Origin of the sequence: Arenimonas donghaensis DSM 18148 = HO3-R19, assembly GCF_000743535.1 — a bacterium.
Lineage (GTDB): Bacteria > Pseudomonadota > Gammaproteobacteria > Xanthomonadales > Xanthomonadaceae > Arenimonas > Arenimonas donghaensis.
The window spans coordinates 31,565-54,105 of sequence record NZ_AVCJ01000034.1; the positions used below are offsets into that span (position 1 = coordinate 31,565).

The 22,541-nt window shown below is 69.0% G+C and carries 20 protein-coding genes and 1 riboswitch; of the genes, 6 read left to right on the forward strand and 14 right to left on the reverse strand.

Annotated elements, in window-relative coordinates; all coding sequences use genetic code 11:
• Positions 1–9 precede the first annotated feature (9 nt).
• The 10 genes from N788_RS10285 to N788_RS10330 form a co-directional block, all read right to left on the reverse strand.
• Positions 10–501: a hypothetical protein gene (locus tag N788_RS10285; RefSeq protein ID WP_034224711.1), complete on the reverse strand. Its 492-nt coding sequence runs from the start codon at positions 499–501 to the stop codon at positions 10–12.
• A gap of 25 nt (positions 502–526) precedes the next feature.
• Positions 527–1,354, reverse strand: coding sequence for an NADPH-dependent 7-cyano-7-deazaguanine reductase QueF (gene queF / locus N788_RS10290; RefSeq protein ID WP_034224721.1), 828 nt, complete (start codon positions 1,352–1,354; stop codon positions 527–529).
• Positions 1,355–1,458: 104 nt separating this feature from the next.
• Entirely contained in the window at positions 1,459–2,469 is a 1,011-nt protein-coding gene (locus tag N788_RS10295; protein WP_034224723.1) for a ribonucleotide-diphosphate reductase subunit beta, read from the reverse strand.
• Positions 2,469–4,847 (reverse strand): ribonucleoside-diphosphate reductase subunit alpha, encoded by a 2,379-nt coding sequence (locus N788_RS10300; RefSeq protein WP_034224726.1) that lies wholly within the window; start codon positions 4,845–4,847, stop codon positions 2,469–2,471. Before N788_RS10300 ends, N788_RS10295 begins: the two co-directional genes overlap by 1 nt.
• Before the next feature lie 168 nt (positions 4,848–5,015).
• Positions 5,016–5,225: riboswitch (cobalamin riboswitch) on the reverse strand.
• Between the two features lie 16 nt (positions 5,226–5,241).
• On the reverse strand, positions 5,242–6,543 hold the full coding sequence (locus tag N788_RS10305) for a M20 family metallopeptidase (protein ID WP_034224729.1): 1,302 nt from the start codon (positions 6,541–6,543) through the stop codon (positions 5,242–5,244).
• Positions 6,544–6,670: 127 nt separating this feature from the next.
• The gene (locus N788_RS10310; protein WP_034224733.1) at positions 6,671–7,966 is read right to left on the reverse strand and encodes a hypothetical protein; all 1,296 of its coding nucleotides are present in this window, start codon (positions 7,964–7,966) and stop codon (positions 6,671–6,673) included.
• Positions 7,963–9,066 (reverse strand): cell division protein ZapE, encoded by a 1,104-nt coding sequence (gene zapE / locus N788_RS10315; protein ID WP_034224736.1) that lies wholly within the window; start codon positions 9,064–9,066, stop codon positions 7,963–7,965. Before zapE ends, N788_RS10310 begins: the two co-directional genes overlap by 4 nt.
• On the reverse strand, positions 9,059–9,730 hold the full coding sequence (locus N788_RS10320; RefSeq protein ID WP_034224740.1) for an alpha/beta hydrolase: 672 nt from the start codon (positions 9,728–9,730) through the stop codon (positions 9,059–9,061). Before N788_RS10320 ends, zapE begins: the two co-directional genes overlap by 8 nt.
• 16 nt (positions 9,731–9,746) lie before the next feature.
• A complete protein-coding gene (locus N788_RS10325; protein WP_034224743.1) occupies positions 9,747–11,528 on the reverse strand; it encodes an ExeM/NucH family extracellular endonuclease in 1,782 nt (593 codons plus the stop codon).
• A 68-nt stretch (positions 11,529–11,596) separates the two neighbouring features.
• Positions 11,597–12,112: a c-type cytochrome gene (locus N788_RS10330; RefSeq protein ID WP_034224746.1), complete on the reverse strand. Its 516-nt coding sequence runs from the start codon at positions 12,110–12,112 to the stop codon at positions 11,597–11,599.
• A 164-nt stretch (positions 12,113–12,276) separates the two neighbouring features.
• Between N788_RS10330 and N788_RS10335 the strand changes: the two genes are divergently transcribed.
• A complete protein-coding gene (locus tag N788_RS10335) occupies positions 12,277–13,860 on the forward strand; it encodes an MASE1 domain-containing protein (protein ID WP_034224748.1) in 1,584 nt (527 codons plus the stop codon).
• On the opposite strand, the gene N788_RS10340 is transcribed toward N788_RS10335, so the two are convergent.
• Positions 13,837–14,541, reverse strand: coding sequence for an RES family NAD+ phosphorylase (locus N788_RS10340; protein WP_034224751.1), 705 nt, complete (start codon positions 14,539–14,541; stop codon positions 13,837–13,839). The two genes, N788_RS10335 and N788_RS10340, sit on opposite strands and share 24 nt — an antisense overlap.
• Complete coding sequence (locus tag N788_RS10345; protein ID WP_034224753.1) at positions 14,538–14,942, reverse strand: MbcA/ParS/Xre antitoxin family protein; 405 nt, start codon at positions 14,940–14,942, stop codon at positions 14,538–14,540. The genes N788_RS10340 and N788_RS10345 overlap by 4 nt, the downstream gene beginning before the upstream one ends.
• Before the next feature lie 304 nt (positions 14,943–15,246).
• On the opposite strand from N788_RS10345, the gene N788_RS15075 reads away from it, so the two are divergent.
• The 4 genes from N788_RS15075 (at position 15,247) to N788_RS10365 (ending at position 18,812) form a co-directional block, all read left to right on the forward strand.
• Positions 15,247–15,951, forward strand: coding sequence for a BON domain-containing protein (locus N788_RS15075; protein WP_051924565.1), 705 nt, complete (start codon positions 15,247–15,249; stop codon positions 15,949–15,951).
• Between the two features lie 89 nt (positions 15,952–16,040).
• Positions 16,041–16,505, forward strand: coding sequence for a hypothetical protein (locus N788_RS10355; protein ID WP_034224756.1), 465 nt, complete (start codon positions 16,041–16,043; stop codon positions 16,503–16,505).
• A 57-nt stretch (positions 16,506–16,562) separates the two neighbouring features.
• Complete coding sequence (locus tag N788_RS10360) at positions 16,563–17,966, forward strand: IgA Peptidase M64 (protein WP_034224759.1); 1,404 nt, start codon at positions 16,563–16,565, stop codon at positions 17,964–17,966.
• A 27-nt stretch (positions 17,967–17,993) separates the two neighbouring features.
• The gene (locus N788_RS10365; RefSeq protein ID WP_034224761.1) at positions 17,994–18,812 is read left to right on the forward strand and encodes an NYN domain-containing protein; all 819 of its coding nucleotides are present in this window, start codon (positions 17,994–17,996) and stop codon (positions 18,810–18,812) included.
• Positions 18,813–18,885: 73 nt separating this feature from the next.
• Here N788_RS10365 and N788_RS10370 read toward each other — a convergent pair whose 3' ends face one another.
• Complete coding sequence (locus N788_RS10370; protein ID WP_034224763.1) at positions 18,886–19,437, reverse strand: phosphoribosyltransferase family protein; 552 nt, start codon at positions 19,435–19,437, stop codon at positions 18,886–18,888.
• 235 nt (positions 19,438–19,672) lie between these two features.
• Here N788_RS10370 and N788_RS10375 point away from each other — a divergent pair, with 235 nt between their 5' ends.
• Positions 19,673–21,346 (forward strand): endonuclease, encoded by a 1,674-nt coding sequence (locus N788_RS10375; RefSeq protein ID WP_425476481.1) that lies wholly within the window; start codon positions 19,673–19,675, stop codon positions 21,344–21,346.
• 49 nt (positions 21,347–21,395) lie between these two features.
• On the opposite strand, the gene N788_RS10380 is transcribed toward N788_RS10375, so the two are convergent.
• The gene (locus N788_RS10380; RefSeq protein WP_034224769.1) at positions 21,396–22,523 is read right to left on the reverse strand and encodes a DNA alkylation repair protein; all 1,128 of its coding nucleotides are present in this window, start codon (positions 22,521–22,523) and stop codon (positions 21,396–21,398) included.
• Positions 22,524–22,541: the final 18 nt, after the last annotated feature.

A 22,541-nucleotide genomic window follows, 5' to 3' on the forward strand; every position in this document is an offset into this window, starting at 1 on the left:
GCGGCAGGGTTATTCGATGCGGAAACTGCGGGTTTCGACGACCCGTTCGTTGATCGCCACTTCCACCCGGTAGGCCCCGGCCGGCCAGGGCTCGGGCTGGGTGATGGAAAAAGTGGTGACCGTCGGTGCGTCGGGCACCAGGGCCTGGCCGGCCTTGGCCACCGGCGTGCCGTCCTCGAGCAGCCAGCGGGCCGACAGCGTGAGGCCGGGGCTGCTGCCGACGCCGACGACCGCGGCGTGGATGGTGTCCACGGTGGTGAAGACATCCTGCGGGCGCGGCACCCGGCCTTCTTCGTCGAGTTCGGTGCCCAGCTCCACGGCGACCACGCGGAAGTCGCCGCCGGGCATCGGCGGCTCTTCGGGCGTGGCGGCCTGCGCGGCGACCTCGGCCGTGGCCTGGGCCGGCGATGCGCCGTCTTCGGCGGGCGCGGGCGCTTCGTCGCCACAGGCGACGAGCAGCAGGGAAAGCGACAGGGCGAGAAGCGTCAGGGTCGGGCGCATGGTCGGTGTCGGTCGTGGGCGGGCGTTACTGGCGATTGGTGCGCGGGTTGCCCGGCAGGGGCAGGCCCGGGGTGGCCCGGAACGGGTTGATGTCCAGGCCGCCGCGGCGGGTGTAACGAGCGTACACCGCCAGCCGGGTTGGCGCGCAGTGCTGCATCAGGTCCATGAAGATGCGCTCGACGCAGCTTTCGTGGAAATCGCTGTGCTGGCGGTAGGACACCAAATAGCGCAGCAGGCCATCGCGGGCGATGCGCGGGCCGGCATAGCGGATCTGCACGCTGGCCCAGTCGGGCTGGCCGGTGACCGGGCAATTGGACTTGAGCAGGTGCGAAACCAGGATTTCGTCGGCGCGAGTCTCTTCGTCGCAGGCCAGGAAATCCGGGCGGGGCGGACCGTAATGGCTGATGTCGATCGGCAGGTCGTCGATCAGGTCGCCCTCGAGGTTTTCGATCAGGGCGACGTTGTTCGAACCTGCTGGCGTCAGCACCACGCTGACGGTGGCACCCGAGGCCGCCGACAGGTCGGCCACCAGCTGCGCGCGCAGGCTGTCGGTGTCGCTGAAGCGCGCCATGGCATAGCTGCCCAGGTAAAGCTTGAGGCTCTTGGATTCGATGATGTTCGGCGACGCCGCCGGCACCCGCAGCTCGGCCAGGGCGACGCGCGGCTTGCCGCGACCGTCGAGCCAGCTCAGTTCGTAGGCATTCCAGAAATCGACGCCACCGAAAGGCAGGTCGTTGCCCAGGCCCAGGGTCGCCCGCGACTGGGCGCGGGCGATCGGGAACAGCAGCGAAGGATCGTAGTCACCGCCATAGGCGACGGCTTTGCCCAGGGGGCTCAGTTCGGGGGACGTCATGGGGCCATTGTCTCACGGGGGCGGGCTTTACAAGGGCAATACGCGACACGGCACGACCGGCGGCCGTGCGGGACGGCTTGCCGGTCGGTGCGGCCTGGGTTCCTTCAGAACGCCGCGTCGAAGGCGACTTCGCCCTGGACGCCCACCTGGTAGGCAGATACGCGGCGTTCGAAGAAGTTCGTCAGTTCCTGGACGTCCTGCAGGTCCATGAAGGGGAAGGGGTTGCGGGACCCGAAATGCCGGGGCAGGCCCAGCTGGGCCAGGCGTTGGTCGGCGCAATATTCCAGGTACTGGCGCATGTCCCGCGGCGACAGCCCGGCGACGCCGCCCGACAGGACGTCCTCGGAGAAGGCGCATTCACAGTCCACGGCTTCGCACAGCATGGTCACGACCTGCTTCTTGAAGTCCTCGTCGAACAGATCGGGTTCTTCTTCACGCGCCGTTCGGATGACCTCGAACGCGAAGGCCATGTGCCCGCTTTCATCCCTGAACACCCAGTTGGTGCCGCCGGCCAGGCCGTGCAGCAGCCCGCGCGAACGCAGGTAATAGACGTAGGCGAAGGCACCGAAGAAAAACAGGCCTTCGATGCAGGCCGCGAAACACACCAGGTTGAGCAGGAACTGCCGGCGCTGGGCCGGGTTCTCCAGCCGCCGCAGGTCCTGCACGCTGTCCATCCAGCGGAAGCAGAATTCGGCCTTCTTCCGGATCGAGGGGATGTTCTCGACCGCCGCGAAGGCGCGCGCGCGCGCGGCCGGATCGGGCAGGTAGGTGTCGAGCAGGGTCAGGTAGAACTGCACGTGCAGGGCTTCTTCGTACAGCTGGCGCGACAGGAACATGCGCGCCTCGGGGGCGTTGATGTGCTGGTAGAGGTTGAGCACCAGGTTGTTGGCGACGATCGAGTCGCCGGTGGCGAAAAACGCCACCAGGCGCTCGATCAGGTGCCGCTCGGCCGGCCCGACCTTGTTCTTGAGGTCGTTGGTGTCGAGCGAGAAGTCGACTTCCTCCACCGTCCAGGTATTGCGGATGGCGTCGCGGTACATCTCGTAGAACCGTGGGTAACGCATCGGCCGCAGCGTCAGGTCGTAGCCCGGGTCCAGCAGTTTGCTCGTTTGCATTATTGGCAGGCCTCGCAGGATTCGGGGTTCTCCAGGGAACAGGCCACGGCATCGGTGGAATCCACCGTGGCCTTGGCGATGCGCGTGGCGGGCCGGGAGCGCAGGTAGTAGGTGGTCTTGATGCCCCGCTTCCAGGCGTGCATGTACATGGACGAAAGCGCGCCGATGTTCGGGCTTTCCATGAACAGGTTCAGCGACTGGCTCTGGTCGATGAAGGCGCCGCGGTCGGCGGCCATGTCGATCAGCGAACGCATCGGGACTTCCCAGACGGTGCGGTAAACCGCGCGCAGTTCTTCGGGGATCTGGGTGATGCCCTGCACCGAGCCTTCCGCCATCTTGATGCGGTCACGCAGCTCGGGCGTCCACAGCCCCAGCTGCTTGAGTTCGCGCACCAGGTGTTTGTTCACCTGCAGGAAGTCACCCGACAGCGTCTCGCGCTTGAACAGGTTGCTCACCTGCGGCTCGATGCATTCGTAACAGCCGGCGATCGAGGCAATGGTCGCCGTGGGGGCGATGGCGACCAGCAACGAGTTGCGCAAGCCGTGTTCGCGGATACGTTCGCGCAGGGCGTCCCAGCGCTCGGGCTGCGATGGCTGGACGCCCCAGGCATCGAACTGCAGCTCGCCGGTGGCCGCGCGGGTGTCCGCGAAGTTGGGATGCCGGCCACGCTCCTGCGCCAGCTCGCAGCTGGCTTCGAGCGCGTGGAAATAGATGGCCTCGGCGATGCGCGCCGACAGCGTCCGTGCCGGGGCCGAGTCGAAGGGCAGGCGCAACCGGAAGAACACATCCTGCAGGCCCATGCAGCCCAGGCCCACGGGCCGCCAGCGAAGGTTGCCCCGGCGGGCGGATTCGATCGGGTAGAAATTAAGGTCGATGACCCGGTCGAGCTGGCGCACCGCCAGGCGCACGGTGTCGGCCAGCTTGTCGAAATCAAAGCCGTGCTCGCCCAGGTGCTGGCCCAGGTTGATCGAGCCCAGGTTGCATACCGCCGTTTCCTCGGCGCTGGTGACTTCCAGGATCTCGGTGCACAGGTTCGACAGGTGGATGACGTTGCCGGTTTTCGCCGTCTGGTTGCTGGCGCGGTTGCACTTGTCCTTGAAGGTCATCCAGCCATTGCCGGTCTGGGCAAGGGTGCGCATCATCTTTGCGTACAGCTCGCGAGCTCGCAGCGTGCGCACGGCCAGGCCGTTCTGCTCGGCCTGCACGTAGGCGGCCTCGAAGGCTTCGCCGAACAGGTCGACCAGGGCGGGAACGGCCTTGGGATCAAACAGCGACCAGGCCTCGTCGGCCTCGACCCGGCGCATGAACAGGTCGGGGATCCAGTTCGCGAGGTTGAGGTTATGCGTGCGCCGGGCGTCGTCGCCGGTGTTGTCGCGCAGTTCCAGGAATTCCTCGATGTCGGCGTGCCAGGGCTCGAGATAGACGCAGGCCGCGCCCTTCCGCTTGCCACCCTGGTTCACCGCCGCCACGGACGAATCGAGCGTCTTGAGCCAGGGCACGATGCCGTTGGAATGTCCGTTCGTGGAGCGGATCAGCGAGCCGCGCGACCGCACCCGCGAGTAGCTGACGCCGATGCCACCGCTGAACTTGGACAGCTGGGCGATGTCGCCGTACTTCTGGTAGATCGACTCAAGCGAGTCGCGCGGGGAATCGAGCAGGAAGCAGCTCGAGAGCTGTTCGTGCGTGGTGCCGGCGTTGAAAAGCGTCGGCGAGCTGGGCAGGTAGTCCAGCGATGCCATGCGCTGGTACAGCGCCAGCGCCTCGGGCACGTCCTGGCTGAGTGCGCAGGCGATGCGCAGGAAAAACTGCTGCGGGGTTTCGATGACCGTGCGCGCGGTGGGATGGCGCAGCAGGTAGCGGTCGTAGAGCGTGCGCAGGCCGAAATAGTCGAAGCGACGGTCGTTCGAGGCATCGAGCGCATCGTTGAGCTTGCGGGCATTGGCCTGCACGAAGTCGAGCAGGCGGGCATTGACCAGGCCCAGCTCGTGTCCGCGCGCCACCGACTGCGAAAAGGCGTGGATTTCCTGGCCGGTGACTTCCTTGGCGATGCACTCGGCCAGCAGGCGCGCGGCCAGGCGGCCGTACTCGGGCTCCTCGGCGGTGAGCAGCGCGGCGGTGCGGATGGAAAGCTCGTCCAGTTCGCGCGTGGTCGCGCCGTCGTACAGGCCGGAAATGGTGCGCGTGGCGACCCGCATCGGGTCGACGGCGTAGAGGTCGTCGCACTGGCGCATCACGGCGCGCACGATCTTGTTGAGGTCGACCGGTTCGCGGCGGCCGTTGCGCTTGGTGACGGTCATGCCCAGCGTCGCCGCGGGCGGGGTGAGGGCGAACTGCGGCGCGTCGGCGTCGACGGGCGCGTCCAGGACTTCGTGGTTCATGGGCTTCTCCGGTGCATGGCGCACGGCCGCCGCCCTTCCCTCGGAAGACGACGCGGGCGTTCAAGGCACCGGGAGAATGGAATACGGGTGTCGCAGGGACCGAGACGCGCCGCCACGACACCGGCGCCGTCTCCCCCCGGAGACCTCTGGGCCGGTCACCGCGCGTCGTGCTTCGCGCGGCTGTCGGCAGGTCTTCGGACTCGTGGACGCGAGGCGGGCGCCTCTCCTACTGGCCGTCGCTTCCCGGGACCCCAGGTCCCAGTGCTCTATGACGGCGGTCGTTTCCACATACCGCTGCGGGGCAGTGCCGGATTCGAACCGGCTTCCCTATTAACCCAAGCACTTGTGGCACCCGGGACCGACAGCCACAAGATAGTGGGGTCGGCGGAAACCGTCAATCCATCTCGTGCAGGTAGTCCAGGGTCAGCTGCAACAGGGCCCGGGTGCCCACCTTCAGCGCGCTCTCGTCCAGGAAGAACTCCGGCGAGTGGTTCGAGGGGGCCTTGAGCGGGTCCTGGTCGGGCGGGGTGGCACCGACGAAGAAGAAGAAGCCGGGCACCTCGTTGGCGTAGAAGCTGAAGTCCTCGGCGCCCATGGTCAGGTCCATTTCGATCACGTCGTCGGCACCCACGACCTTCTCCAGGCTCGGCACCATGCGCGTGGTCAGCGCCGGATGGTTCACCGTCACCGGGTTGCCCTTGGTGTCGGGCACCTGGGCAACGGCGGTGGCGCCGTGGGCATGGGCAACCGACTCGGAGACGTTGATCAGGTCCGCGAACACCTGCTGGCGCATGTCTTCGTCGAAGGTGCGGATGGTGCCCACCAGCTCCACTTCGTCGGGGATGATGTTGTAGCGGATGCCGCCCTTGATCGCGCCGAAGCTGACCACGACCGGCTGCTTGGAGATGTTCTGGCGCCGGCTGACGATGGTCTGCGCGGTGCCGATGACGTCGGCCGCGGCCACGATCGGATCCACGCCGCCCCAGGGCCGCGAGCCATGCGTCTGCCGGCCCTTGATGACGATGTTGAAGCGGTCGGAGGCCGCCATCAGCGGACCACTGCGATAGCCGACGGTGCCGGCCTTGAGCGTGCTGAATACGTGCAGGCCAAACACGGCCTCGGGCTTGAAGCGATCGAAGATGCCCTGCTTGAGCATTTCCTCGGCGCCACCTTCCTCGCCGTCCGGCGGACCCTCTTCGGCCGGCTGGAAGATGAAGAGCACTTCGCCGGCCAGCTCGTCCTTCACCGAGGCCAGCGCCTCGGCCACGCCCATCAGGATGCCGGTGTGGGCGTCATGGCCGCAGGCGTGCATCACGCCGGTGGTTTCGCCGCGGAAGGTCGTGGTGACCTTGGACGCGAAGGGCAGGCCGGTGCGTTCGGTCACCGGCAGCGCATCCATGTCGGCGCGCAGGGCGATGCGCGGGCCGGGCTTGCCGCCGCGCAGCACGGCGGTGACGCCGGTGGTGGCGATGCCGGTGCGCACGTCCTCGAAACCCAGTGCCGTCAGGTGGTCGGCGACGAGTTTGGCGGTGCGTGTTTCGCGGTTGCCCAACTCCGGATGCTGGTGGATGTCGCGGCGCCAGGCCTGCACTTTCGCGTCCACCGAGGCAGCCAGCGCCTCGACCTCGGGCGCCTGGGCGAAAGCGGGGCCGCAGAGGGCGGCGGCGAGGGCGGAAACAAGCAAAAGCTGGCGCATGGCGGGTCCCCTGGATGTTTCGCCGGATGCTAGCACGCAGCCAGTGCGCCCCCTGTAGGAGCGCCTTCAGGCGCGAAGCTTTTGGCTTTGCCTGCGGCAACGAACGAATTCGCGCCTGAAGGCGCTCCTACTGGTTGGCGCGGCGTGTGGTCAGCGCGAAGGCCATCAGGCTCGCCGCGACCAGCCAGGCCAGGTAGCGGAAATCGGCGGACGGAGCGAGCAGCAACAGCGGCAGCGCGATCAGCAGGCCGGAAGTGGCGACGATGGCGGCCAGTCCGTCGCCGGCGTCGCGGCGTCGAAGCACGCACATCGCCAGCACGCCGGCCGCCAGCACGAGGTAGATCCACCCGGCGAACAGCGGGGTGTCCACCAGCGCGTCGAGCCGCGGCTGCAAGCTGCGATGCAGGAAGCCCGACGGCGGCGCCAGCGCCGGGTTGTCGCGCAGCGGCACGATCGCCGGCTGCAGCACCTGGAAGTCGGGCTGCGCCGCCTGCCGCAGGCCCAGCAGGTAGGCCGAGACTTCGGCGCGATGGCCGAAGTAGGCGCGTGGATGTCCGACAGGCAGCGACAGCCAGGCGTCGCGCAGCTGCGCGTACTGCGCCGGCGTGTAGTCGTAGTAGAAATTGAGGCGCAGCTGCCCGGATTCGAAGCTGGGGACGTTGACGTAGGGCACGAAGTCGCGGCGCAGGTCGTTCACGGTCAGCCCGGGCTCGACCCAGTCGGGCGGGAACAGCACGCGGTCTTCGGCGATCGACACCGCGGCGATGTCCCACATCGCCACCACCGGCCAGACCGGCGTGTCGCGCGCGCCCGGCGCCAGGTTGGCCAGCAGGGCCGCCAGGTGGACGCCGCCGGCCAGCACTAGGCTGGCCAGCGCCACGCGCAGCGGCCGGCCGGGCCATTCGCGCCAGGCGATCCAGGCCAGCAGCGGCAAGGCGGCCGGCAAGGCGTTGTGGCGGAAGGCACAGCCACCGGCCAGCAGCGCCAGCGCGGCCAGGCGCCAGCGCCGTCGTGGCATGCGCAGTTCGGCTGCCAGGCAGGCCACCGCGCCGGCGAACAGGGCCAGCATCCAGACGTCCTTCCAAAGATGCGGCAGCAGGGCCAGCAGCGCGGGCCAGGCGCCCACGGCCCACACCGTGAGCACGCGGCGCCAGGCACCGCCGCCCCGGGCCTGCGCGAAGCCCGCCATCGCCGCCCACCAGGCCAGGTTTTGCAGCAGCAACATGCCGCCGGGATCGGGCAGCACCAGGCGCGCGAGCTGCCACACCCGCACCATCACCGGCGGATGCCCGGGATCGAGTTCACCCGTGCGCGCCTGCCACCACTGCCAGGCCGAATCCCAGCTCAGGTAACCCGGCCAGAACGCCGCCAGCACCAGCGCCAGGCCCAGCGATGCCGCCAGCCAGGGCGCGGCCCGCTTCATGGCCGGTGTTCGCGCGCCAGGTATTCGGCGCTGCGCATCTCGACCAGGCGCGAGGCGGTGCGCTCGAAGTCCTGCTGCAGCTTGTCGCCGGTGTAGAGCCACATCGGTTCGGCGGCGGCGCTGAGCAGCAGGTTGACGTTGCGGTCGTAGAGCTCGTCCACCAGGTGCACGAAGCGACGTGCGGCGTTGTCGCGGGGCGTATCCATCACCGGCACGTTCGACAGCAGCACGGTGTGGAAGTCGCGTGCCACCTCGATGTAGTCGGCCGCGGCGCGCGCGCCTTCGCACAGCGCCGGGAAATCGAACCAGGCGATGCCTTCGGCCAGCGCCCGCACCGGGATGGACCGCCCGTTGACGTGCAGCGGCCCCTGTTCGCGTGGGGCGTCGGCGGCCAGGCGTTCGTAGTGCGCCGACAGCGCGGCGTCGGCCGCCTCGCCCAGGGGCGTGAGATAGGTTTCCGCCCGGGTGAGCTGGCGCAGCCGGTAGTCCTGGTCGCTGGCGAGGTGATGCACGACGTTGTGTTTTTCCAGCAGCGCGATCGCCGGCAGGAAGCGCGCACGCTGCAGGCCGTCCTTGTAGAGGTTCTTCGGCTCGGTGTTGGACGTGGTGACCAGCACCACGCCGCGTTCGAACAGACGGTCGAGCAGCCGGCCCAGGATCATCGCGTCGGCGATGTCCGAGACGATGAATTCGTCGAGCACCAGCAGGCGCATTTCATCGGCCAGGCCGTCGGCGACCACGGCCACGGTGTCGGCGGTGTCCTCGGGCAGGGCCTGGATGCGGCCGTGCATTTCCACCATGAAACGATGGAAATGCCAGCGCCGGCGCGGCAGGTCGCCGAGCTGGTCGAACAGCAGGTCGTTGAGGAAGGTCTTGCCGCGGCCGACGCCGCCCCACAGGTACAGGCCCTGCACCGGTGCCGCCCCGCGGCCGAACCAGCGTTTCCACGCGGGCGTGGATTCACGCGCCCGCAATTGGCCATGGATGCGGTCGAGCTGCGCCAGCGCCGGCCGCTGCGCGGGGTCGTCCTGCCAGCGGCCGCTGGCCACGCCGTCGGCGTAGGCGGCCGACGGCGGGCGCACCGTGGACGATTCAGCCATGGCGCGGCGGCGGCAGGTTCTTGCGCACGCCGTTCTTGACCGCGCCGCGCAGGTCCATCAGCCGGCGATGGAAGAAGTGGCTGGTGTCGGGCATCTTCACCAGGGTCGGCGACTCATCCAGACCGTCGATCCATTCGTAGACCTTCTGCGGGTCCACCACTTCGTCGGCGTCGGGCATGATCACAAGCCACGGACAAGCCGGCGGCTGCACGCCCGAGAAGTCGCGGAAGCCCACCGGCGGCGCCAGCGAGATCATCTGCTTCACCGGAAGCTGGCGCGCGCCCTGCAGGGCCACCCAGCTGCCGAACGAGAAGCCGGCCAGCCAAAGCGCGTCGTCCGGACGCGACTTGCGCACCCAGTCGGCGACGGCCAGCAGGTCCAGGATTTCACCGCGGCCTTCGTCCCACTCGCCTTCGGACTTGCCGACGCCGCGGAAATTGAAGCGCACCGCCGCCAGGCCCAGCTCGCTGATCGCCCGGGCGGTCATCGTGACCACCTTGTTGTGCAGGGTGCCGCCCTCGGGCGGATTGGGATGGCAGATGATGGCCACGCCGGCCCGTTCCTGCCCTTCTTCGGGCAGGTCCACCATCAGCTCAAGCTGGCCGGCGGGGCCGGGAACCAGCAGCGGGCCGGATTCGGTCGGGAAGTCGGGCAAGGCGTCCATGCGCGGATGATAGCCCCTAGCGCGCCAGGTCCAAGCCCAGCAGCAGCGGGTCGTGGTCGGACGCCCGCCAGGGGTCGCTGCCGCCCCGCCCGCCGCGGTCCTTCCGGTAATCGAAGGCCTCGGACTCGTCGGCATTGGCGTGCCACTCGGCGGCACCGCGCAGGCGCGAGGCCAGGCCGGCGTCCAGCAGGGCATGGTCGAGCCGGCCGGACTGGCCCTGGAAGACGAAGGAATAGGGCCGTTCGAGCTTGGTCTGGGCGAAGGCGTCCTGCCAGCCCTGCGAGCGCAGCAGGCGCATCGGGTCTTCCTGGGCATAGGCGTTGAAGTCGCCGATGAGCAGGTGGCCGGCCGGGTCGGTGCCCGTGGGGTCGTTGCGGAGCCAGCTGTGCAGCAGCTGGGCCGATTTCACCCGGGTGGCGTTGAAACAGGCCTGCCCGTCCCGGCGGTCGACGTCGCCGTCGAGCGCCTCCTCGCAGCCACCCTTGGACTTGAAGTGGTTGGCCACGACCACGAAGACCGGACCGGTGCCGGCCCGGAAGGCCTGGGCCAGCGGCACCCGGCTGCGGTCGCCGAAGGGACCTTCGGACAACATCAGCGGCTTGCCGACCGGCTGCATGCGCTCGGCGCGGTAGATCATCCCGACCCGGATCGGGTTGTCGCCCGGGCCGTGGCCGGCGTCGACGAAGCGCCAGTCGCGATGCGGGCCGGCGGCGTTGAGCGCGTCCACGAACTGCGCCAGCGACGACTCGGGCCCGAAGCCGTCGTTTTCCAGTTCCATCAGCGCCACCAGGTCGGGGGCCATGGCGCGCACCGTCGCCACCAGCTTGGCCTGCTGGCGCTCGTAGTCGGCGCGGGTGGCGGCGCCGCGCGCGGTCGGGAAACCGCCGCCCCGGCCGTCGCCGTTGAACAGGTTGAGCAGGTTGAAGCCGGCGATGCGACGGTCGCCGCCGACCTCGGGGGCTTCCGGGCGCGGCGCCTGTTCGATGTTGGCGAGCGGTTCGACCAGCTGCAGCCGGTGGCTGCCAAAACGCTGGTCCAGGATGCCGGTGACGTCGTGCAGCACGCTGCCCACGCGCAGCGGCTGGCCTGGCCCCAGGCCGTCGCCGGGCAGGAACCACAGGCGGTCGGGGTCGCGGGCGCTGCGGCCATCGTCGATGCGCAGCATCAGGCGCGCGTTCTCGGCGGCAATGGCCTGGGCGGCGGGACCCGGCGGCGCCATTTCGGTGGGCGTGAACAGCCGGCCGTCGAAGCTGATCCGCAGTTCGCCGTAGCGCGCCAGGTCTTCGTTGCCGGTGACGGTGAGCGGACCGCGCAGGGTCAGCAGCATGCCCTCGTAGCGCTCCCAGTCGCTGGCACTGGCCGGGGCGGCCGACACCACCAGGGGTTCGACCGCGGCCTGGCCCAGGACCTCGAGCGCCGACGCCTCGATCGCCGTAAGAGTGGTGCCGTCGTCGCCGGTCTCGACGACGGTGCCGGTGATGCGCAGGTGGTCGCCGGCCCGGAGCCTTGGCCGGGCGTCGCGCGCGCGCGGCAGGAACAGGCCTTCGGACGTCGCCGGGTCCGCGTCGGGCGCCAGCGACTGCACGAACACGCCGCCCAGGCCGCCCATCGGCGCCACCACCACCGCTTCGACCGTCACCTCGCGGCCTTCGAGCGGACTGCGTTCGCCGCTGCCCTGGATGCGCGAGACCGTCATCGGGCCGGTCTCGGGGCTGGGCACCTTGCCCAGGGTATCCGGGCCGGGTGGGGTGCAGGCGGCCAGCAGCAGCGGGGCGACCAGGAAGCGGCGAAGGGTCATGCGGGGACTCCGGAAACGAAAACGCCGCCCGGGGGCGGCGTCTTGGCGCAAGGGCGGTGGCCGCCAGCTTACTGCAGGTTGTCGAGCATCCAATCGACGGCGGCGATGACCTGCTCGTCCGTGAGGTTGGGGTTGCCGCCCTTGGCCGGCATGATGCCCGCCGAGCCCTGGAAACCCTCGATGGCGTGCTTGTGGACGGTGTCCATGCCCTGGGCGATGCGCGCGGTCCATTCGGCCCGTACCAGCTTCGGCGCGCCGCCGGCACCCGAGGTGTGGCAGGCGCCGCACAGGTTGTCGTAGATGACCTTGCCGTCGAGCGTGCCGTCGTAGGCCACCTGGCCGGCCGACGCCGCGGCCGCGGCCGCTGCCGCAGCGGCCTGCGCCGCCGCGCCCGTGGAACCGGCGTAGACGCCACCCGCGGGCTGCAGGCGCTGGACCATCGCGGCCTGGGCCACCGGGTTGGGTTCGGGCTGGAGCTGGCTGTTGAAGTACAGGCCGAGCAGGATCAGCACGCCCGTGACCGCCACCAGGAAAACAATGACCATCGAGAAGTGCTTGAGGAAAACCAGATCGTGATTGCGCACGGGGTGTCCTGACAAAGGGCCGGGGCCCTGTGGATAAGAAGGCCGCGATTATATCGGCCCCGTCCCCGGCAAGGAAGGCGGCCGTGCGTTTACGGCGCGGCCGCCCGGCTCGGTTAGCATGGCCGGGAGCCGGGAGTATCGGCCAACAGGGGGATTCACCAGGCATGACCGGACGCGCGCTGGCGCTGTTGCAGGATGCAGGTCCGGGCCGCAATGGCCGCTGGGCCCTGCTGGCGCTGTGCGTGCTGGCGGCCTGGCTGGGCCTGGAGCAGCTTTCGGCGCAGGTGTGGTTCCTGCCCGCCGGGCTGCGCCTGGCGATGCTGTGGCTCACCCCGACCCGCCGCTGGGGCTGGCTGGGCGCCGCCGAAATACTGGCCCAGGCCACCAAGTCGGCGGTGCTGGGCTATCCCCTGGTCACCTTCACCTTCCTGGCGGTCTGCGTGGCGCCCTGGCTGATCTACGCGGCCGTGGTGTACCTGCTGCGCGGCCCCCGGCCGGCGCCGCCGCCGGATTCACCCACCCGCATGCTGCTGCTGTTGCTGGCGGGCCTGCTGGGCGCGGCCGGTGTTTCGCCGCTGCTGTGGATGTTCCTGGTTACGTACCCGATGTCCACGGCCGATTCGCTGGCGAGCATGTTCGCCTTCATGTACGGCGACCTGATCGGGCAGATCGTGCTGGCGCCGCTGTTGGTCGCGGCCGTGCATGGCAGCTTCCGGCGGCCGCAGCGCGCCAGCCTGCTGCGCGACCTGGGACTGGTGCTGATTGGCGCACTGGGTGTTTTCCTGGTGCTGCAGGCTTACGAAGACCTGGCGATGTACGTGCTGTTGCTGGCCTTCGCGCCGCTGTTCTTCCTGAGCTTCCGGCACGGCTGGGAAGGCGGGGCGCTGGCGACGGCCTTGCTGGCCGCGGTGATGCAGGCCCTGGTGCAAACCGGCCTGTTGACGGTCAACGTCACCATGCTCCAGCTCGTGCTGGCGGTCGTGGGCGGCGGCGCGCTGGTGCTGGGCGCGGCCAGCACGGCGCTGCGGCGCAGCCACGAGGTGCTGGCCGAGCGTCACCAGGAACTGGCCGCCAAGACCACAGAACTGGAAATGCTGGCGGCGGAGCTGGGCCAGGTCGGCCAGCGCCTGGCGCGCTTGGAAGAGCAGGGCCAGCGCGAGCTCGCCAGTGAGCTCGAATACGAACTGGGCCACGCCATCCATGCGTTGGGGACCCGCATCAGCCTGGCTTTCCGCGACGTGCGCGACGAACAGGGCACCCGCCTGCTCGAGTCCCTGCGCGAACAGGTACGCGAGATCCAGGACAGCCTGCGCCGCGCGCTGCGGCAGCTGCGGCCGCCCCAGCTCGACACCCACGGCCTGCAGCAGGCCCTGGAGTCGGGCCCGCTGCACGAGATGCTCGACGACAGCGGCGTGGTCTTCGAGCCGACGTTCGACGGCCCGGTGGACGGCCTGGACGAAGACGCCCGCACCACCGTCTACCGCATCTGCCAGGCCGCCGTGCGCGAAGCCGTGCGCCTGGAGATGGTGCGGCGCTTCGCCTTGCACCTGGAAGTGAAGCCACGGGACGACGGCACCCGGGTGGTGGCGCTGGCCCTGGACCTGGAGTTCTCACCCTACGTGCAGCACGTGCCCCCGCTGCAGCTGGTGCCGGCGATCAAGGACCGCGCGCTGGCGATGCAGGGCCAGTACCTGCTCGAGCCGCTCGTGCACGGCCACCGCCACTCAGTGCGCTTCGTCGCGGCCTGAGCCCATCTTGCGCAGGGTCGCCTGCGCGTAGTCGGGCAGGATGCGCTGGCCGTCCCAGCTGTAGACCAGGTGCCGGGCCTGGACGCAGGGATCGACCAGGTCGGGATAGAACACACCCACGCATTCCCCGCCGGCGTGCCGCACGCTGGGGTACACCACGCCGTTCGAGCCCGCTGCGCGCAGTTGGCGCGCCAGGGCCTGGGGCGGGCCGTAATCGTCCGGGTCGAGCATCTGTGGCCAGCCGCGGCGCAGGTCGTGCAGGTGGCCGCGGATCGCCGTGCGATAGCAGCGCATCTCGATGCGCATCGCCGGTTCGGCGGTGGCGGCCATGAAGCGCGCCCGGTGGTGCATGGTTTCGGCGACCGCGGTTTCCAGGGCGCGGGCCGCGTAGAACACGCCATGGCTCCCGTCGCTGAAGCGGCTGCCGGCGGGATTGAGGTGGGTGAAGGCGGCCATGACCGGTTGCGTGCCGGGCCCGCTGACGCGGCGTTCGCGCGGCACCAGCTGCAGTTCGCCCAGCTCCTCGCGCAGGCGCGGGTTGGTCAGCGACTCCAGCGCGAACAGGGCCTCGAGGTCCTCGGGACGGGCGATGCGGTCGAACACGCCCTGCGGCGGGAAACGGCTGGGCACCAGCCGCCAGGCCTGGGTCCAGCTGACCCGGGTGACGCGCGGCAGGCTCATTGCCAGCCGCGCTGGGCGTCGAGATAGCTGCGCACGACGAACAGGTCGGCGACGTTGCCCGACAACATGCGCTCAAGCGCCGAGCCGCCGCCGAACGGCAGTGCGGCATTGGGCTTGCGAAGCCAGGCATCGGCACGGGTCGGGTCGGGGAACAGCACCTGCAGCGCCTTGAAGATGCCCAGCACGTAGCTGATGCGCTCGAGGACGTCGCGCCCGGGGCTGCCGTCCTGCTGCTTTTTCCACTTGTACCAGGTCGATTCCGGCGGATCGCCCAGCAGGCGCCGGGCTTCGGCGTTTTTCAGGTCCCAGGCCCGGGCGATGGCGAAATAGGCGCGAAGGGCCGGCCCGCCCAGGTCGGGAAGGGGCCGGCTGGCGGGAATCGGGGCGGCACGCGGTGACATGACACTCTCCTCGTGGAGTCAGAGGAGATACTACTCCCTGTGGAGAGTAAATCCAGTGGCCGGAGAGGCCTTGCGAACCGCGGGTCCCGACCCGTTCAGGTTCTGCAAGTGGATGAATCACCGACAAAAACAGGCGAATTCCGGCGATCCCATAACAAAAAACGAATATTTGCTTCAGTTTCGATTTCGGCGCCGGCCGCCAGTCTCTGCCCCACGCTCGACGGACGTGCTGGTGGATCCCCCGATCCCAACCGCGAGCGAGGCCCCCCGGCCGTCCAACCACATGTTGTTAAGGAGAAACGCCATGAACGCTCTCAAGACTTCCCTGCTCGCTTCCGCCATTGCCCTGGGTTTCGGCGTCACCGCCGCCCACGCCGACCACCACACCGGCGAAGACATGGCCGACAAGGTCAAGCACCAGAACGACATGAAGCCGGCGCGCACCGCCGCCCAGGCCACCGCCGACGCCGCCACCACGGCGTCCGTGAAGACCCGCCTGCTGGCCGACGAGCGCACCAAGGGCTTCGACATCAACGTCGACACCCACAACGGCGTGGTCACCCTGACCGGCGGCGCCGACTCGATGGCCGACAAGATGGCCGCCACCGAAGTGGTGGGCCAGGTCGATGACGTGCTGCGCGTCGAGAACAAGCTGATCGTGGCCGGCGAAGACACCGAGGCCCGCGAGGACGCCAACACCGCCACGGCCTCCGGCCAGGTGCGCGAGGCCGCCGACGAGGCCGGCGACGAGATCGATGACGCCTGGATCACCTCCAAGGTGAAGACCCAGCTGCTCGCCGACGACCAGGTCCACGGCACCGACATCAACGTCGACACCGAGGACAACGTGGTCACCCTGACCGGTACCGCCCCGACCCTGGCGGCCCGCACCAAGGCGGTCGAGATCGCCCAGGGCACCAAGGGCGTGCGCAGCGTCGTGGCCACCAACCTCATCGTCGGCCCGGACGAGGCCATGGACGAAGACGATGTCGAGGACATGAACGACTAAGCGAGAACGCCTATCCATGTCAGAGTGGATGGTAGCGGCCGGGCTGGACGCCCGGCCGCTTTCGTTGGTGACCCTGGAGAAGCCTCGCCATGAACCCCAAATCTGAAAATCGCAGCGTCTTCGCCGTCGAGAACCTGGCCCAGCTCGAAGATGCGCTCACCGCCGCCCGCGACGCCGGCATCGCCGACGAGGACATCGCCCTGGTCGCGCGCCACGACATCGAGCTCGAACTCGACCCCGAAGCCAGCGAGCCCGACGAACACGGCCGCGTGCGCGGCCTGCTGGCCGGCCTGAGCGCCGTCACCGTGCCGACCCTGGGCGTCAGCCTGGCCGGCGCCGGCATGCTCAACCTGCTGGGCAGCAACCTGGCCGGCTGGACCCGGCCCGTGGCCGGCGACCACGCCGACGACGACGTCCGCAAGCGCTACGAGGCCCTGGTCGAAACCGGCGTGCTGCTGGTCGTGGTGCACGCGGAGTCCGCCGAGCGCCACGCCGCCGCCCACGCGGCCATGGTGACCGCCGGCGCACGCCCGCTCGACGACGGCCAGGCCTGAACTGGACTCCCCGCCCCGCCCCCTGAATGATGGGGGGCGAGACCCGGGAGATGGCCCATGTTCCGCTTCGCGCTAGCCTGCCTGCTTGCCCTGCCCGCCTTTGCGGCGGAGCCCCCCGCGACCCTGCGCATCGACCTCCAGCACGGCGGCGACGCGCAAACCGAACACTTCGCGCTCGAACGGGTGGTGGTGGAACCGCTGCCCTGGCCCGGCAACCCGGCGCGACCGATCGACACCAGCAATCGCGGCATGAACCTGCTGCGCGTACTCGACCCCGACACCGGCGAGGTCCTGTACTCCCGCGGCTACAGCACGATCTTCGGCGAATGGCAGTCCACCGCCGAGGCCGGAAACATCCAGCGCAGTTTCCAGGAATCGCTGCGCATCCCGATGCCCGGCAAACCGGTCACCGTGCAGGTGATGAAGCGCGACGCCGGCAACGCGTTCGTGCCCGCCTGGCAGGTCCGCATCGACCCGGCGGGGCTGGACGTCGAGCGTGCCGTCGCCAAAGCCCCGGCCACGCCGATCGCCATCCGCGACAACGGCGACCCGGCCGACAAGGTCGACCTGCTGATCCTGGGCGACGGCTACGCCGCCGACGAACTGGGCAAGTTCGAGTCCGACGCCCGCCGCCTGGCCGACCACCTCTTCAGCGTCTCGCCGTTCAAGGAGCGCGAAGCCGACTTCAATGTCTGGGCGCTCACCGTGCCGCTGCCGGAAAGCGGCGTTTCGCGGCCATCCACCGGCGTGCACAAGGCCAGCGCCACCGGCCTGCGCTACGACATCTTCGGTTCCGAACGTTACGCGCTGAGCGTCGACAACCGTGCCTGGCGCGAACTGGCCCAGCACGCGCCCTACGACGTGGTCGAGATCATCTTCAACAGCGAAACCTACGGCGGCGGCGGCATCTTCGGCCAGTTCAGCACCGCGGCGGCCGGCAACGACTGGGCCGATTACCTGTTCGTGCACGAATTTGGCCACCACTTCGCCGGCCTGGCCGACGAGTACTACACCTCCTCCGTGGCCTACCAGAGCGGCGGCGAACGGCCGGAACCCTGGGAGCCCAATGCCACCGCCGACCCACGGGCGGACAAGTGGAAGCACCTTGTCAGCCCGGCCTCGCCGCTGCCCACGCCCTGGCCGAAGACGCAGTTCGAAGCCTTCCAGCGCGAGAACCAGGCCCGCCGCGCCCAGCTGCGCGCCGACCAGCGCCCCGAGTCGGAAATGAGCCAGCTCTTCCATGACGAGCAGGCCTTCATCACCGACCTGTTCGACGGCCACCCGCACGCCAACGCCGTAGGCGCCTTCGAAGGCGCCAACTACCAGGCCACGGGCTATTACCGCCCGCAGCTCAACTGCCTGATGTTCACCCGCACCGACCACTTCTGCGACGTCTGCAGCGATGCCGTCGAAGCCATCATCGACCTCTACTCGCGCCGCGACCCGGAAAAACCTCTGTAGGAGCGGCTTCAGCCGCGAAGGACCCCCATGCCATCCCGAGACCGCAACACCCCCACGCCTGCCGAAGACGCCCAGCACCTGGCCGTGCTGATCGACGCCGACAACGCGCAGCCCTCGGTCATCGAAGGCCTGCTGGCCGAAGTCGCGAAGTTCGGCGTCGCCAGCGTCAAGCGCATCTACGGCGACTTCACCTCGCAGCGCCTGCAGGGCTGGAAGCAGGCGTTGCTCAAACACTCCATCCACCCGGTGCAGCAGTTCGCCTACACCACCGGCAAGAACGCCACCGACAGTTCATTGATCATCGACGCGATGGACCTGATGTACACCGGGCGCTTCGACGGCTTCTGCCTGGTGTCGAGCGACAGCGACTTCACCCGCCTGGCCCAGCGGCTGCGCGAAGCGGGCCTCACCGTGTACGGCTTCGGGGAGCGCAAGACGCCAGATCCCTTCGTGCAAGCCTGCGACAAGTTCACCTATGTCGAAGTGCTGCGCCAGGACGCCGGCGAGGCGGAGAAACCGGAGCCGGCCAAGTCGAACGCTCGTGGGGCGAAAAAGGCCACCAAGGCCACGGCCTCCTCCGCGACCGCTGCGGAGAAGCCCAAGCAGCCGCAGCAGGCGCCGCGCAAACTGCTCAACCAGGCGATCGAGGAAGCCAGCGACGAAGAAGGCTGGGCCCAGCTGGGCGCGGTGGGCAGCTACCTCAACAAGCTGCGGTCGGATTTCGATCCGCGCCTGTTCGGCCACCGGAAACTGAGCGACCTGTTCAAGGCGTATCCCAAGTGGTTCGAGTTCAAGGAGCTCGCCAGCCCGGCGGGGGGCAAGGACCTGTACGTCCGCGCGAAGTAAGCGCACGGCCCTGTGGGAGGGACTTCAGTCCCGAAAGGCATCGGGACTGAAGTCCCTCCCACAGGGCCAATCGTCAGCCCTTCGGGGACTCGGCGGGGCGCCAGAGGTCGACGGCAAAGTCCGTTTCATAGGGCGGCACGTTGCATTCAATGACGTCCTCGGGCGCGATTTTCAGCGCCAGGCCGACGATGTCCGCGCGCACCGGCATGCGGTGGCGCTGTCGGTCCACCAGCACCGCCGCGTGCACGTGCGCCGGCTTCTGGGTGGAAAGCCACTCGAACACGCGCATCAACGAGTAGCCCTGGTAGAGCACGTCGTCGACGACGATGACGCGGCGGTTCATCAGGTCGGCGCCCTGCGGGGCCTCCAGCGACGTGTCCGGATGCAGCAGCTCGAGGTTGTCGGCGTAGCGCTTCACCTTCAGGTCGATGCGTTCGACCTCGGCCCAGGGCGCATGCACGCGGATACGGGCCAGCAGCTTGTCCGCCAGCGGCGCGCCGCGGCGCAGCACGCCCAGCAGCACCGTTGGCGTGGCGTCGAGCAGGGCGGCGGCCTGGCGGGCCATGTCGTCCACCACGATTTCCAGGTCCACTTCGGAATACAGGCGGAAGCGATCGGCTTGCATGCGGGTCTCCGGCGTCGGGGCCGGCCTAGCCTAGCCGGTTTGCGCGCGGTTTCCACGTGCGAAGCCGCGCCGCACCCAAGCCGGGTCCAGGCCCATGCGACGGCAGGTGGGCGGCCCCCTGTGGGAGGGACTTCAGTCCCGAAGGCAGCCCGGGACTGAAATCCCTCCCACAGGGGCGCCAGCCACGGTACTGTCACGCACGCAGGGGAGTATCCGACGGTACTTCGGGGAGATCATTCAGATGGACACCAGAAAGATCGGGCTGCTGCCCGCGCTGTTGCTGTGCCCTGCCTTCGCCCAGGCGGGGGTCTGGATCAACGAAATCCACTACGACAATGACGGCACGGACACCGGTGAACGCATCGAAGTGGCCGGTGACGCGGGGACGTCGCTGGCCGGATGGTCGCTGCACTTCTACAACGGCTCGGACCGGCGCGTGTACATGACGCGCAGCTTGTCGGGCACCCTGGGCGATACCTGCGGCGGCTACGGCTTCGTGTCGGTGGCCGCGGCGGGCATGCAGAACGGGGCACCCGACGGCGTGGCCCTGGTCGATGCCTCCGGGGCGGCGGTGCAGTTCCTCAGCTACGAAGGCCAGTTCAAGGCGGCCAACGGGCCGGCGCTGAACCAGACCTCGGTGGACATCGGCGTCTCGGAAGCCGCGTCGACGCCTGCCGGCTACTCGCTGCAGCTCAAGGGCAGCGGCAACGCCTATGCCGACTTCAGCTGGCACGCGCCCGCCTCGAGCAGCTTCGGTACCTGCAATGCCGGCCAGTCCTTCCCGCCGCCGGACGTCGCGCCCACGGTCACGGCCACCACGCCGGCGGACGGCAGCGCGGCCGTGCCCCTGGACACCCAGGTCACCGTGAGCTTCTCGGAACCGGTGAGCCTGCAGGCCGGCGCCATCGTGCTGGGCTGCGACACCAGCGGCAACGTGCCGGTGGTGGTGAGCGGCGGCCCGACGGTGTTCACCGCCGACCCACAGTCGAACCTGGCGGGACTGGAAGACTGCCTGGTGGACGTGCTGGCCAACAAGGTCAGCGACCTCGACGGCGCGCCCACGCCGATGGCGGCGAACCACAGCTTCGTCTTCACCACGGCTTCGGTGCCGGGCAACGATTACTACCAGGGCGTCAACCAGGCCAGCGCCAGCGCCCTGCGCGCCAGCCTGCACGCGATCATCGACGACCACCAGCGTTTCCCGTACAGCGCCACGGCCACCGACACCTGGGACGTGCTGGAGTTCGCCGACGAAGACCCGCTCAACCCGGGCCGCATCCTGGACGTCTACCGCAACGCCAGCTACCAGAAGTACGGTGCCGGCAACACGGAATACAACCGCGAACACACCTGGCCCAAGAGCTACGGCTTCACCAACGACGGCAGCACCAACTACCCGTACACCGACACCCACATGCTGTTCCTGTCCGATTCGGGCTACAACAGTTCGCGCGGCAACAAGCCCTACGCCAACTGCCTGTCGGGCTGCACCGAGCGCACCACCCTCGCGCACAACGGCAAGGGCGGCGGCAGCGGCGTGTTCCCGGGCAATTCGAACTGGTACTCGACGACGTACTGGCAGACCTGGGGCGACCGCAAGGGCGACGTCGCCCGCGCGCTGCTGTACATGGACGTTCGCTACGAGGGCGGCACGCATGGCGTCACCGGCGCCGCCGAGCCCGACCTCATCCTCACCGACGACCCGGGCCTGATCCAGGCGTCCGGCAGCAACCTCAGCGTCGCCTACATGGGACGCCTGGCCGACCTGCTGCAGTGGCACGCCGAGGACCCGGTGGACGACAAGGAACGCCTGCGCAACGAGGCGGTGTATTCCTACCAGGGCAACCGCAACCCGTTCATCGACCATCCGGAATGGGCGGCGTGCGTGTTCCAGAACCAGTGCAACTGATGTGACGCGGGGACAGGTCCGCCTTGCGGACCTGTTCCCTTCCGTTTCTTCAGGCGCGGAGCGTGAAAGCGGCTTCCGCCACCACGCTGCCATTGACCTGCAGTTCGATGCGGTGCACGCCGGGGTAGTAGCGTCGCGTGGTGATGGGTCGCAGGGAGTGGGACTTCTCCAGCCGCCGCGTTTCGCCCGGGGCAAGCGTCAGCGACCAACCCTTGAACACCTTGGGCGAGCTCCCGCCGTTCGCCTTGACGTGGTGGACCACGTAGTCGACGGCCAGGGCCTGCGGGCTCCGCGCCGACGACACCAGGGTCGCCACCAGCGTCAGTGCGTCGCCCACGGCCACCCGTCCGGGCGACGCCGCCAGCCGGGCTTCGCCGCGGAACCTGCTGCCCAGGCCCCAGGCCTTCAACACCCGCCGGTCGCCACGCTTGACCAGGGTGCGGCTGGCATGGCGCAGCAGGGCCTTGCGCCCGGCGTCGGCGCCGGGAAGGTGCTGTTCGAGCCAGTCGGCGACGACGCCCGGGTGGTCCTTGGCGATGTCGTTGAGGTGGTTGGCGACGCTGCGGCGCACGTAGGGGCTGGGGTCGTCCTGCAAGGAACGCAGCAGCGGCAGCGTCGGCGACGGGTCTTCGATCAAGGATCTGATCTGCAGGCCCCAGGGCAGGCGCGGGCGACTGCCTTCGCTCACCCAGCGGCGTACGTGCGGGCTGGGGTCGTGCTGCCAGCGGACGAAGTGCGCCAGCGTCAGCGCGAAGTGATGGACCAGGAAGGGCCGCACCGCGAATTCGCTGGTGAAGCGCTGGGTGAGTTCGCGCAGGGCGCGCAGTGCGCGTTGGGGTTCGGCCTGGCCGCGGCGGGCGATGAACTCGCCCAGCGGCCAGCCGATCCAGCCGGCCAGGCCGGCGTCGGTGGTCTTGAAGTCGAGCTCGTCGCTGCGGGCGGGCGGTGCGAGTGCGGCTTCGATAATGCCGGCGGCGCGATCGAAGTCGTCGGGCAGGCTGGCTTCCAGCGCGTCGGCGATTTGCATCGCGCGGGCCTTCATTTCGAGGGCGTCGAGGCCGGCCAAGGCCCGGGCTTCGAAACCGCGGCGGTCGAAGTCGTGCCAATGGCGATGCAGGTGGTTGCCGCAGGCGCGCACGAGGGCGGCATTGATGAGGTTCTTGAACGGCTCGGGCATGGGTGTCGTAAACCTGTA

Coding starts and splice junctions, on each gene's coding strand:
- N788_RS10285 (WP_034224711.1), bottom strand. CDS start 501: ATGCGCCCGACCCTGACGCTTCTCGCCCTGTCGCTTTCCCTGCTGCTC.
- queF (WP_034224721.1), bottom strand. CDS start 1,354: ATGACGTCCCCCGAACTGAGCCCCCTGGGCAAAGCCGTCGCCTATGGC.
- N788_RS10295 (WP_034224723.1), bottom strand. CDS start 2,469: ATGCAAACGAGCAAACTGCTGGACCCGGGCTACGACCTGACGCTGCGG.
- N788_RS10300 (WP_034224726.1), bottom strand. CDS start 4,847: ATGAACCACGAAGTCCTGGACGCGCCCGTCGACGCCGACGCGCCGCAG.
- N788_RS10305 (WP_034224729.1), bottom strand. CDS start 6,543: ATGCGCCAGCTTTTGCTTGTTTCCGCCCTCGCCGCCGCCCTCTGCGGC.
- N788_RS10310 (WP_034224733.1), bottom strand. CDS start 7,966: ATGAAGCGGGCCGCGCCCTGGCTGGCGGCATCGCTGGGCCTGGCGCTG.
- zapE (WP_034224736.1), bottom strand. CDS start 9,066: ATGGCTGAATCGTCCACGGTGCGCCCGCCGTCGGCCGCCTACGCCGAC.
- N788_RS10320 (WP_034224740.1), bottom strand. CDS start 9,730: ATGGACGCCTTGCCCGACTTCCCGACCGAATCCGGCCCGCTGCTGGTT.
- N788_RS10325 (WP_034224743.1), bottom strand. CDS start 11,528: ATGACCCTTCGCCGCTTCCTGGTCGCCCCGCTGCTGCTGGCCGCCTGC.
- N788_RS10335 (WP_034224748.1), top strand. CDS start 12,277: ATGACCGGACGCGCGCTGGCGCTGTTGCAGGATGCAGGTCCGGGCCGC.
- N788_RS10340 (WP_034224751.1), bottom strand. CDS start 14,541: ATGAGCCTGCCGCGCGTCACCCGGGTCAGCTGGACCCAGGCCTGGCGG.
- N788_RS10345 (WP_034224753.1), bottom strand. CDS start 14,942: ATGTCACCGCGTGCCGCCCCGATTCCCGCCAGCCGGCCCCTTCCCGAC.
- N788_RS15075 (WP_051924565.1), top strand. CDS start 15,247: ATGAACGCTCTCAAGACTTCCCTGCTCGCTTCCGCCATTGCCCTGGGT.
- N788_RS10355 (WP_034224756.1), top strand. CDS start 16,041: ATGAACCCCAAATCTGAAAATCGCAGCGTCTTCGCCGTCGAGAACCTG.
- N788_RS10360 (WP_034224759.1), top strand. CDS start 16,563: ATGTTCCGCTTCGCGCTAGCCTGCCTGCTTGCCCTGCCCGCCTTTGCG.
- N788_RS10365 (WP_034224761.1), top strand. CDS start 17,994: ATGCCATCCCGAGACCGCAACACCCCCACGCCTGCCGAAGACGCCCAG.
- N788_RS10370 (WP_034224763.1), bottom strand. CDS start 19,437: ATGCAAGCCGATCGCTTCCGCCTGTATTCCGAAGTGGACCTGGAAATC.
- N788_RS10380 (WP_034224769.1), bottom strand. CDS start 22,523: ATGCCCGAGCCGTTCAAGAACCTCATCAATGCCGCCCTCGTGCGCGCC.